Here is an 11,706-nt window from a genome sequence, read left to right as displayed (position 1 = left end):
ATGATACGGACATGACGACCGGGGCCGGCGCATGCGTGCCCGCCGTGACCCACAACTCCGGCCTCTTGTACGGACGGGACCGCGTTTCTACTCACCGTCCGTCGCGGAAGGGTTACACCTGCGCCGGTGCCTCCGCCGATTCCTCCGCCGGTTCCCGCGCCGGAAGGCTGTCCATGAAGGAGCTGACGGAGAACACGGCGCGTCCGGGGCCGGGCGGCCCGTAGCCGGGGGGCGAGGAGAGGCCGAAGTCGTCCATGGTCTGGCGATAGGCCTGGAGCAGCCGGATGTGGTACTCCAGCGGCGCGCCCTGCGGGTTGGCCTTGCCGAGCGGAGTGGTGGGCTCGGGGCACCAGGTGGTGAAGCGGGGCGTGATGCCGTGCGACATGAAGAAGCGCAGGCCCTCCGTGGTGGAGGCGATGGCCTCGTCGACGGTGGCGAAGCCGAAGGGCTCGGCCATCTCCACTCCCGCCACGAAGTTGGGGATCACGTTGCGCGCGCCGAAGATCTCGGCCGAGTCGAGGATCCGCTTGTGCCACTCGTCGCGGCCGACGTAGCGCTCCTTGCCCGGGCAGTACAGCTCGAACAGGCGGCGGTCCCACACCTCGTAGTTGGGGTGGTAGATCTGCACGCCGTAGTCCTTGAACCGCTGCACGTCGTCGCGCGGCAGCGCCTGGGCGACGACCTTGCCGATCCAGCGGCCCGGGAAGCGCTCCTCGATGGCCTTGGCGTAGTGGCCGTAGAAGTCGGCCTCGTCGCGCCCGGCGACCGTCTTGGTGATGGCGCCGCCGGTGAGGGTGTAGGCGGTGGACGCCTTCTGGGTGTCGTACCGGTCGATGATCTCCAGCGCCTCGAGGACCTCCTCCACGTCCTTGACGCCGGTGTACGGGCGGCCGGCCGCCTTGTGCTGGCGCCAGTTGTGGTTGATGTCGCAGTACTGGCACTCCTCCTTGGCGCCGAAGTACTGGCAGACCCGGAAGACGGTCAGGTAGATCAGGTAGCCCCACTGGATGGTCGGGGCGACCTCCATCACGGACTTCCCGTTGGACAGGGTGTGCCGGTAGTACTCGGGCATCGGCGGCACGCCGACGTCCGCGATCCGCTTCCCGTCGAGGTACAGCCCGAGCAGCCCCTCGCCGTCGGCGGCGACCCGGTAGGGCGAGGCCGGGTTGACGCGTACGGAGACGACGGTGCGCCGCAGGTCGTACGGGCCGCCGGTGAGGATGATCTCCTCGGGGGGCCGGCGCAGCGCGGCCTCGCCGAGCTCGGGCAGGGTGCCGTGGTCGAAGGAGAAGATGAAGTACGACTTCGGCTTGACCTCGCCGTTCTCGTTGTCGGAGAGCGCGGACGCGTCGAAGGCGACCCCGCCGCGGAGCAGGTCCTCCTTGAAGACGGCTTCCCGAGGTACGTGCGGGAACCTCTCCATCAGATCCTCGACCAGCGCGGTGCGGCTGCCCATCCCGTGTCTCCTCCCGGCTCAGGCGTTCGACTCCTCACGGTATGCCCCCGCCTGTGCGACTGCCCGGCCGGGTCCCCCCATGGGTGAGGTGTCGGCCGCCGAAGGGTGAGGGGACGGGCCGCCGAGGGGGGAGGGGGCGGCCGCCGGGGGGCGATGGTCAGTCGGCCGCCGGGGGGGTGATGGTCAGTCGGCCACCCGCCGCGTCGACTCCCGGAGCACCACATGGGTGCCCAGCACCAGATGCTGGCCGTCGGGCAGCTCGTCGCGGTGCAGGGCCAGGCGGACGGCGGCGCGGCCCAGCTCCTCCTGGGGGACGCGCACGGTGGTGAGCGCGGGATACACGTCGCGGGCGACCGGGATGTCGTCGTACCCGGCGACCGCGACATCGTCGGGGATGCGCCGGCCCGCCTCGCGCAGGGCCTGGATCACCCCGGTGGCGATCATGTCCGTGGCGGCGAAGACCGCGGTGAACTCCCCGCCGCCGTCCAGGAGTTCACGGATGGCCCGGTAGCCGTACGAGCGGGAGAAGGCACCGTCGAGGATCAGGGCGGGATCCGGGGCCAGGCCGAGGAGTTCGTGGGCCCGGGTGAAGCCGCGGATGCGCTGGCCGCTGGTGGACAGGCCGGGGACCCGGCCGAGGTAGGCGATGCGCCGGTGGCCGGCGGACAGCAGATGGGTGGTCAGGGCGAAGGCGCCGCCCTCGTTGTCGTAGTCGACGACCGTGGCGGGCACGCCCGGTCCGAGCGGCGGGCGGCCGACCAGGACCAGCCGGGAGCCCGCCCGGTCGAGGGCGTGCGCGAAGTGGGTCATGCGGTCCTGGTAGGCCTTGTCCTCCCAGGCGCCGCCGACCACGATCACCGCGTCCGCCCGCTGCTCGCGCATGGTCTCGACGACGGCGAGGACGCGGCGCGGGTCGCCGTGCGTGGTGCACAGCATGCACAGGCGGCCCTCCGCGGAGGCCTGCTCCTCCACCCCGCGCGCGATGTGGGCGTAGAAGGGTCCGGTGACGTCGTCGACGACGAAGGCGACCGTCTTGTTGGTGGCGCCGCCGAGGGCCCGGGCGTGCGCGTTGACCACGTAGTCCAGTTCACGCATGGCCTTGAGGACCCTGGCGCGGGTGGACTCGGCCACCGGGTAGGTGCCGCCGAGGACGCGGGAGACGGTCGAGGCGGAGACCCCGGCGCGCGCGGCGACGTCCCGCACGGTCGAGGCGTCGCCGCCCGCCGGCTGCGTCCGCTTCGCCGTGGTCACGCCGCCCGCTCCAGCGCGGTGTGGTCGATCGCGTACGCCAGCCGGCCGCCGGTCACGAGCCGTTCGGCCTCGTCCACGACCGTCTGCCCGAGACGGGCCACCTCGTTGCCCTGGGAGCCGGCGAGGTGGGGGGTGACGAAGGCGTTGGGCAGGTCGAAGAGGGGCGAGTCGGCGGGCAGCGGCTCGGGGTCGGTGACGTCGAGGACGGCGCTCAGGCGTCCGGCGCGCAACTCGGTGACGAGGGCCTCGTGGTCGACGAGCGAGCCGCGCGCGGTGTTGATCAGGACCGAGCCGGTGGGCATCAGGGCGAGTTCGCGGGCGCCGACGAGGTGCCGGGTCTCCGGGGTCTCGGGGGCGTGCACGGTGACGATGTCCGAGGTGCGCAGCAGTTCGTCCAGCGTGACGAGCGGGACGCCGAGCCGGGCGGCCTCCGTCTCGTCGACGTAGGGGTCGGCGAGGCTCACCCTCAGGTCGTAGGGGCGCAGCAGTTCGATCAGCCGGCGGCCGATGCGGGAGGCGCCGACGACGCCGACGCGGCGGCCGTAGTTGCCGATGCCGGGGAGGATCTCGCCGTAGGGGAATTCGCGGCGGGTGCGGAGCTGGTCGCGGTAGCCGAACACGTCCTTCCCGGCGAGCAGGATCATGGCGAGGGTGTATTCGGCGACGGGCAGCGCGTTGGCGGCGGCGGCCGAGGAGACCGCGATGCCGCGCCGCCAGACCTCCTCGGTGGTGAAGCCCTTGACCGAGCCGGCCGCGTGCAGCACCGCGCGCAGCCGGGGGGCCGCGTCGAGGGCGGCCGCGTCCAGGCGGGGGCAGCCCCAGCCGGTGATGAGGACCTCGGTGCGGGCGAGCGCCTCCCGGATCCGTGGGTCGGTGAAGTCCCGTGCCACCAGAGTGGGATCGATTTCTACGTGCTCACGCAGCCGCGCGAGCACCACCGGCGGGAAGATGTGCGGCACGTTCTGGTCCGTCATGGCGAACAGTGCCTGGGGACGCTCGGGCAAGGAAGTGACCTTCCGGCTCGGTGACGCATGGATAGCAACCGGTCTCTACGGTAGGCGGCGGCGAATGAGAGGGTCAATGGACACGCAGTCATGGACACGCAGTCACCGGGAGGGGCAGGGATGACTCAGGCGGTCACCAACTGGGCGCGCAACATCACCTACACGGCGAAGGAGTTGCACCGTCCGCACTCGCTCGACGCGCTCCGGGCCCTGGTGGCCGGCAGCACGAAGGCGCGGGTGCTGGGCAGCGGGCACTCCTTCAACACGATCGCCGACCCGGGCGCCGACGGCGTCCTGCTGTCGATCGCCGGTCTGCCGCCGGTGCTCGACGTGGACACCGCGGCCCGTACGGTACGGGTCTCGGGCGGCGTCCGGTACGCGGAACTGGCCCGCGCCGTCCACGCGCACGGCCTCGCCCTGCCCAACATGGCCTCGCTGCCGCACATCTCGGTGGCCGGTTCGGTGGCGACCGGCACGCACGGCTCCGGGGTGGGCAACGGGCCGCTGGCCGCGGCGGTGCGCGCGGTGGAACTGGTCGTCGCGGACGGCTCTACGGTGACGTTCGCGCGCGGGGAGGCGGGCTTCGACGGCGCGGTGACCTCCCTGGGCGCGCTGGGGGTGGTCACCGCACTGACCCTGGACCTGGAACCGGCGTACGAGGTGGAGCAGCACCTGTTCACGGAACTTCCGCTGGAGGGGCTGGACTTCGAGGCGGTGGCGGGGGCCGCGTACAGCGTGAGCCTGTTCACCGACGCGCGGGCGGCCGGTTTCCGGCAGGTGTGGGTGAAGCGGCGCACCGACCAGGCGCCGGTGGACTTCCCGTGGGCCGCGCCGGCGACCGTGGCGCTGCATCCGGTGCCGGGCATGCCGGCGGAGAACTGCACCGAGCAGTTCGGGGTGCCGGGGCCGTGGCACGAGCGGTTGCCGCACTTCCGGGCGGAGTTCACGCCGAGCAGTGGGGCGGAGTTGCAGTCGGAGTATCTGCTGCCGCGGTCGTCCGCCCTCGGTGTGCTGTATGCGATCGACGGAATCCGGGAGACGGTGGCCCCCGTGCTCCAGACGTGTGAGGTGCGGACGGTCGCCGCCGACCGGCAGTGGCTGAGCCCGGCCCACGGGCGGGACTCGGTGGCCGTCCACTTCACCTGGGTCGAGGACGCGGCGGCGGTGCTGCCGGTGGTGCGGCGGGTGGAGGAGGTGCTGGGCGCCTTCGATCCGCGGCCGCACTGGGGAAAGGTGTATGCGATGTCTGCATACGATCTCCGTCGACGGTATGCACACCTCACCGACTTCCTGGCGCTGACCCACTCTCTCGACCCCACCGGCAAGTTCACCAACGCCTTCGTGCAGGATGTCCTCGGCACCTGAAGAGCACCGGACTTTATAAAGCCCCTTTCCTAACCCCTTGTCGAAAGTCCTCCGCAGACCATAATCTTGCGCCGCGCCGGTGCCGACGTGCCCCGGCCTGCCTGAGCTGAAGGGACGGGGGCAACCCTGTGAAGCGCACATCACGTGACATCCGCACCGCGAACCGCTACGAGGTGCTGCGCCAGATCATCGCCCACTCGCCCACCTCCCGGCAGGAGCTGGCGGCCGCCACCGGGCTGAGCCTGGCCACGGTCGCCACGCTCGTCGGCGAGCTGCTCGACCTGCGGATGATCACCGAGGTCGGCTTCGAGGACTCGGCCGGGGGCCGCCCCCGGGGACTCGTGGCCGTCAACGCCTCGGGGGGCGCGCTGATCGGCGTGGACATCGCCGAGACGTACGTCCACGTGGAGCTCTTCGACCTCGCGCTGAACGTGCTCGCCCGCGCCGACGAGGACATGCGCCCCGGTGAGAGCCTGCCGGAGCAGGTGGTCAGCCATGTGGCCGCCGCCGTCGGCTCGGTGGTCGCGCAGGCCGGCATCGAGGGTGCTCGGGTGCTGGGCGTCGGGGTGAGCGTGCCGGGGCAGGTGGACCGGGACACCGGCGTCTCGGAGTACGCGCCCAACTGGGACTGGCACGACGTACCCCTGCTCGACCTGCTGTCCGAGGTCATCGCCTACCCCCTCTACCTGGACAATCCGCTGCGCGCCGGCGCGGTCGCCGAGATGTGGTTCGGGGCGGCGCGCGGGCGAGGGGACGCGGTGGTGGTCAACCTCGGGACCGGCGTCGGCGCGGGGCTCGCGCTCCACGGCGGGCTGTACCGGGGAGTGAGCAACAGCGCCGGCGAGTGGGGCCACACCACGCTCGTCCTCGACGGACGGCTGTGCCGCTGCGGCAACCACGGCTGTGTGGAGGCCTACGTCGGCGCGCCCGGCATCATGCTGAACCTGCGGGAGCTGAGCCCGCAGAGCCCGCTGCTGCACCCCGAGGACCAGACCGCCACCATCGACGCGCTGGCCTGCGGCGTGGACGCGAACGATCCCGTGGCCCTCAAGGTCGTCCGGGAGACGGCCCGTTACATCGGCGCGGGCATCGCCAACCTGGTCAACGTCCTCAACCCCGAAGTGGTCGTGCTCAGCAGCTGGGTCGCCCGCAGGCTCGGCGAACCGCTGCTGCACGAAGTGCGCGAGGCCGTCGGGCGGCACGCGCTGAGGCGGCCGTTCGCCGCCACCGAGATCGTCCTCTCCCCCATTCCCACCGATCCGGCCTGCCTGGGCGCGGCGACGTTCGCACTGGAGGGTGCCCTGCAGTCGGTGGGACAGAGGACCGCGAAACGCACCACCCCTGCAAGGAGCCGTACCGCACCACCTTCATGACGACGGAAGGGATGCACATGCCTCACCCCCACCGCAGCAGACCGGTCCTTCTGACCGCCGCGGCCACGCTCGCCGTCGCGGGACCCCTGATATCCGCCCCGCCCTCCTCGGCCGCCACCCCCACGGCGGCCGAGGTCTCCCCACACGCCGCCCAGACGATCGACGACATCGGTGCGTCGGGCGCCTGGTGGGTCAACGACCTCCAGCACTTCTCGCCCAAGGTCCAGGCCCGGGTGGCCAAGCTCCTGTTCTCCTCCAAAGGGCTGGACCTGAGTTCGTACCGCTACAACATCGGCGGTGGCGGAGTCGCCGTCACCACGCCGGCCCGGGCCGCCGAGGACTTCCTGAAGTCCGACGGCAGCTACGACTGGAGCAAGGACGAGGGCGGCCGGACGTTCCTCGAATACGCCGCGAAGTACGGCGTCGAGGACCTGATCGGCTTCGTCAACAGCGCGCCCGCCCGGTGGACGACCAACGGGCAGAGCTGCGGCGGCCAGTTGAAGGCGGAGAACGAGTCGGACTTCGCCAAGTACGTCGCCGACGTCACCGACCACTTCGCCCGCACGGGTGCCCGGCTGGACTACATCAGCCCCTTCAACGAGCCGGACAACGACTTCGGTTCGTGCGGTCAGGAGGGCATGAAGGTCACCCCCGACCAACGCGACGACATCGTACGGGCGTTGGGGGCCGAGCAGCGGGCCCGGCACCAGAAGACCTCCGTCATCGCGGACGAGTCCAGCCAGACGACCCAGTTCGTGTCCGAGGTCCCGCAGTGGATCTCGCAGCCGGGCACCGCGCAGTACGTGTCGGCGCTGGCCCACCACACGTACAACAACCCGAACGACGGCCAGCTCGGCAACGTCTACGAGACGGCGAAGACGGCAGGCAAGAAGTCCTGGGCGACCGAGATCTGCTGCTTCGGCAAGGGCACCACGGGCTGGAACCAGGAGTACGACCCGACCATCGACAACGCCCTGCTGATGTCGAGGATCATCCACAAGGACTTCGCGAGCTCCCACGACTCGGCGTTCCAGTGGTGGGTGGCGCTCGCCAGCGGGTACGGCAGCGACCCGGCCACGAAGAACGACGAGGGCTGGAACGACGGCCTGATCTACTACGACCCCGACTACGCCACGAACGGCGACCAGACGCTGTACTTCACCAAGCGGTACTACGCGCTCGGCCAGTACAGCAAGTTCGTGAAACCGGGCTCGGTCGCGCACAACGTGACCGGGGCGCCGGACGGTGTGGAGGTGTCGTCGTACGACCGGGACGGCAAGTGGGTCGTCGTGGTCAACAACCACAACACCACGGACACCGCGCTGAACCTGCACTTCAACAGCGAGGCGCCGGTACGGGCCAGGCAGGCCGTCCGCACCTCGGCCACCGAGAACTGGGCGGACGTCGCCAAGCCGTCCGTCAGCGACGGCACGGTGTCCGCGACGCTCGCCGCGCGCTCCGTCACGACGTACGTCTTCGACCAGCGGGGCCACGGCGGTTCGGCGGTCACCGGCGCCTGGCAGGGCAAGCAGTCCGGCAAGTGCCTGACGGCGGACGCCTCCGGGGCCGCGATCGGCACCTGCACCGGCGAGGCCGGACAATCCTGGTCGTACGACGCCAAGGGCACCCTGAAGGGCGCCAACGGCTATCTCACCGCCGGTGCTTCGGGCCTGACGACGTCCCCCGAGTACACCGGTGACGCGAGCCAGCGCTGGCTGCTGAACGCCAACGGCCAGATCCTGAGCGAGGCGTCGGGCAAGTGCCTGGACGTCAGCGGACAGGCCACCGCCGACGGCGGCAAGGTGATCCTCTACAGCTGCAACGGCGGCTCCAACGAGGTCTGGAACAAGGCCTAGTCACCCCTGACCGAGGGCCGCCGGCCAGCCCCCCTGACCCGGCGGCCCTCAACCCACCCACACCTCCCCCTTGTTCGCGATTCCGAACCGGACACAACGCTTCGAACAGACTTCGTCCAACCCCTTGCCGAAGCCTTAGCCGAAGGTTAACGTCCCGCACCGCAGCAGCATTTCGAGCCATCGAGCCATCCGGCGCCGAGCTGAAGCGAAGAGCCACAGCACCACTCGACAAGACAAGGACGTCAGCATGTCGGCAATGAGCAGCAGTAACTGGGACCGCCGTTCCATATTCCGGGCCGCCGCGGGCCTGGCCGCCGCCGGCACGCTGGCCGCGTGTGGCAGCAACAACGGCCGGGGCGGCGGCAGCGGTTCGGGCAAGCAGCTCACCCAGTTCTTCCACGCCTACGGCGAGGCAGGCACCCAGCAGGCCCTCAAGCGGTACGCGGCGGCCTACAAGGACGCGAACGTGACCACGCAGTGGATCACCAGTGCCGACTTCGAGAGCAAGCTCTTCGCCACGCTGCTCACCAAGAACGCGCCCGACCTGTTCGAGTTCCACCCGCAGATCCAGATGGTCAAGAGCGGCCAGGTGGCGGACCTGAGCGACATCATCGACCCGGTCAAGGACGACTTCAACCCGGCCGACATCAAGTCGCACACGGTCGACGGCAAGGTCTACGGCGTCCGGATGATCGACGACCCGCAGTTCTTCTTCTACCGCAAGTCGATGCTCGACAAGGCGGGCGTCAAGCCCCCGACCACGTTCGACGAGCTGATGGAGGCCGCCGCCAAGCTCACCACCGGCAAGGTCAAGGGCCTGTACATCGGCAACGACCTGCACGCGGTCATCAACCCGATGATCTGGTCGGCGGGCGCCGACACCCTCGACGACAAGAACCAGATCGCCTACCACACGGACGGCGTCGTCGAGGGCATCAAGAAGATGCGCAAGCTGTTCACCAGCGGCCACCTCCTGCTCGGCGCCCCGACCGACTACTGGGACCCGTCCGCGCTCAACCAGGGCCTGTGCGCCATCCAGTTCTGCGGAATGTGGGCGATGCCGCAGTTCCAGCAGGCGCTCGGCGACGACTGGGGGATCTTCCCCTTCCCGAAGGTCACGGACAACGGCAAGCAGTCGGTCTACAACGGCGGCTGGTCGATGTTCGTCAACGCCAAGGGCAAGAACGTGGACGCGGCCAAGGAGTACGTGAAGTGGCTGTGGATCGAGCAGAAGAAGTACCAGGAGGACTGGGCCACTTCGTACGGCTTCCACATTCCGCCGCGCAAGTCCATCGCCTCGACGGCCACCAAGCTCAAGTCGGGCAACGCGGCCGAGGGCGTCAAGCTCTTCAACGAGTTCGGGCACTTCGACAACATCGGCTGGACGCAGGCCATGATCACGGCGCTGGAGGACGTCTTCGCCGACTCCGTCCGCAAGGGCGGTGACCCGGAGGCGGCCCTCGACAAGGCCGACAAGGCGGTCAACCGCGAGCTGAAGAAGCTCTTCGGATAGGCCGCGGGCGGAACTGCACCATGTCGACGACCACGACGCGCGACCTCGCGCACCCCGCCCCGGCGAAGCCTGCGAAGGCCAGGCCGCGGCGGGGGCTGCGGGCCAGCAGCACCTTCAACTTCTGGCTCTTCTCCGCCCCGTTCCTCATCGGGCTGGCGATCTTCGTCTACGTCCCGATCGGATGGAGCGTCTACCTCAGCTTCTTCGAAGCCCGCTTCACCGTCACGCCGAGCAAGTTCGTCGGCTTCGACAACTACCACTTCATGCTGACGAACGACGACTTCGTCGGTTCCCTCGGCACCTTCACCGTCTTCGCCGCGTTCATCGTGCCCACCACCTGGGCGTTGTCCCTGGGCCTGGCCATGATGGTGAACCGGCTCAGGTTCATGCGGGCGTTCTTCCGCTCGGTCTTCTTCCTGCCCACGGCGTGCAGCTATGTCGCCGCCTCGCTGATCTGGAAGATGTCCATCTTCAACGGGGTCCGCTTCGGCCTCGCGAACACGGTTCTCGGCTGGTTCGGGATCGACAACATCGCCTGGCTGATCACCCCCGACCCGCCCTGGTACTGGCTGGTCATCGTCACCGCCCGTCTGTGGCTCCAGTCCGGCTTCTACATGATCCTGTTCCTGGCCGCGCTCCAGAACATCCCCCAGGAGCTGTACGAGGCCGCCGCCATCGACGGCGCCAAGCCGGGCTGGCAGACCTTCCGGTACATCACCCTGCCCCAGCTGCGGGCCACCTCGACCGCGGTGATCCTGCTCCTGCTCGTCGCCGCCTACCAGGCCTTCGACGAGTTCTTCAACCTGCTGTCGAAGACGACCTGGGGCCGCCCGCCGCTGGTCGAGCTGTACTACCGCGCCCTGGGCGAGAACCAGGACTACGGATCCGGCAGCGCGGGCGCCGTCATCCTGACCGTGCTGATCTGCGTACTCACCCTGTTCCAGGGCAAGATCATGGGCTTCGGAAGGGGGGAGGAGTCCAAGTGACCACCACCGCACCAGAGACCGACAAGAGCGCGCCGCCGTCGAACCGGCCGCGCCGCGCCCGGCGCGGGGGCGGCGTCATGGGCAACACCGGCCTCTACATAGCCGTCAGTGTCGCCGCGTTCCTGTTCCTGATCCCGTTCTACATCATGGTCCGCAACGCCCTCTCCACGGACCCCGAGATCACCGGAGAGCACTGGAAGGTCTTTCCCACGCACCTTCAGTGGGGAAACTTCAGTGAGTTGTTCAACGACCCCATGGTGCCCTTCGGCCGGTCGCTGCTGAACTCCGCGCTCGTCGCCGTCCTGCACACCAGCGGCGTCCTGCTGATCTGCTCCCTCGCCGGCTACGCCCTGGCCCGCATCCCCTACAAGCACGCCAACAAGGTCTTCTACGCGGTCCTCGGCACCCTGATGGTCCCGACCGCCGTGACCTTCGTCCCCAGCTTCGTGCTGGTGTCGTCGCTCGGCTGGGTGGACAGTTACCGGGGTCTGATCATTCCGGGTCTGTTCAGTGGTTTCACCTGCTTCCTGTTCCGGCAGTACTTCCTGGGGTTCCCGAAGGAGCTGGAGGAGGCGGCGCGCGTGGACGGACTCGGCTACTGGGGCGCGTACTGGCGTGTCGTGGTGCCGAACTCGCTGAACTTCTTCGCGGCGATCGCCACCATCACCTTCATCAGCGGCTGGAACTCCTTCCTGTGGCCGCTGGTCATCGGCCAGAGCCCGGACGCGTGGACCGTGCAGGTCGCACTGTCCAACTACATGACCAACCAGACCGTCGTCTTCCACACGATCTTCATGGCCACCGCCATTTCCATCCTGCCCCTGGTGTTCGTGTTCCTCTTCCTCCAGCGCTGGCTGGTGCAGGGGATCGCGCAGACCGGTATCAAGGGATGAGCTAGGAGA

At 69.3% G+C, this 11,706-nt stretch carries 9 protein-coding genes; 6 read left to right on the top strand and 3 right to left on the bottom strand.

Annotated features, from left to right (window positions below):
• Window positions 1-112: 112 nt before the first annotated feature.
• The 3 genes from ABZ915_RS13370 to ABZ915_RS13360 all read right to left on the bottom strand — a co-directional run bounded on the left by ABZ915_RS13370 (window position 113) and on the right by ABZ915_RS13360 (window position 3,711).
• Window positions 113-1,456, bottom strand: coding sequence for a radical SAM protein (locus ABZ915_RS13370; protein WP_361800617.1), 1,344 nt, complete (start codon window positions 1,454-1,456; stop codon window positions 113-115).
• 183 nt (window positions 1,457-1,639) lie between these two features.
• Window positions 1,640-2,707: a LacI family DNA-binding transcriptional regulator gene (locus tag ABZ915_RS13365; RefSeq protein ID WP_361800614.1), complete on the bottom strand. Its 1,068-nt coding sequence runs from the start codon at window positions 2,705-2,707 to the stop codon at window positions 1,640-1,642.
• A complete protein-coding gene (locus tag ABZ915_RS13360) occupies window positions 2,704-3,711 on the bottom strand; it encodes a hydroxyacid dehydrogenase (protein ID WP_361800611.1) in 1,008 nt (335 codons plus the stop codon). Before ABZ915_RS13360 ends, ABZ915_RS13365 begins: the two co-directional genes overlap by 4 nt.
• 120 nt (window positions 3,712-3,831) lie before the next feature.
• Here ABZ915_RS13360 and ABZ915_RS13355 point away from each other — a divergent pair, with 120 nt between their 5' ends.
• From ABZ915_RS13355 to ABZ915_RS13330, 6 genes are all read left to right on the top strand, one after another.
• Complete coding sequence (locus tag ABZ915_RS13355) at window positions 3,832-5,076, top strand: FAD-binding protein (RefSeq protein ID WP_361800608.1); 1,245 nt, start codon at window positions 3,832-3,834, stop codon at window positions 5,074-5,076.
• Between the two features lie 128 nt (window positions 5,077-5,204).
• A complete protein-coding gene (locus tag ABZ915_RS13350) occupies window positions 5,205-6,449 on the top strand; it encodes an ROK family transcriptional regulator (protein WP_361800605.1) in 1,245 nt (414 codons plus the stop codon).
• Window positions 6,450-6,460: 11 nt separating this feature from the next.
• Complete coding sequence (locus ABZ915_RS13345) at window positions 6,461-8,305, top strand: glycoside hydrolase (RefSeq protein ID WP_361801003.1); 1,845 nt, start codon at window positions 6,461-6,463, stop codon at window positions 8,303-8,305.
• A 247-nt stretch (window positions 8,306-8,552) separates the two neighbouring features.
• Window positions 8,553-9,818 carry a sugar ABC transporter substrate-binding protein gene (locus ABZ915_RS13340; protein ID WP_361800602.1) on the top strand — a complete coding sequence of 422 codons (1,266 nt, stop codon included), beginning with the start codon at window positions 8,553-8,555 and terminating at the stop codon, window positions 9,816-9,818.
• A 20-nt stretch (window positions 9,819-9,838) separates the two neighbouring features.
• On the top strand, window positions 9,839-10,804 hold the full coding sequence (locus ABZ915_RS13335; protein ID WP_361800599.1) for a sugar ABC transporter permease: 966 nt from the start codon (window positions 9,839-9,841) through the stop codon (window positions 10,802-10,804).
• Window positions 10,801-11,697 carry a carbohydrate ABC transporter permease gene (locus ABZ915_RS13330; protein ID WP_361800596.1) on the top strand — a complete coding sequence of 299 codons (897 nt, stop codon included), beginning with the start codon at window positions 10,801-10,803 and terminating at the stop codon, window positions 11,695-11,697. Before ABZ915_RS13335 ends, ABZ915_RS13330 begins: the two co-directional genes overlap by 4 nt.
• Window positions 11,698-11,706: the final 9 nt, after the last annotated feature.

This window comes from Streptomyces sp. NPDC046915, from assembly GCF_040644935.1.
Classification (GTDB): domain Bacteria; phylum Actinomycetota; class Actinomycetes; order Streptomycetales; family Streptomycetaceae; genus Streptomyces.
Note: the sequence above shows the minus strand (reverse complement) of the source record. Positions and strands in the feature narration are given on the sequence as shown.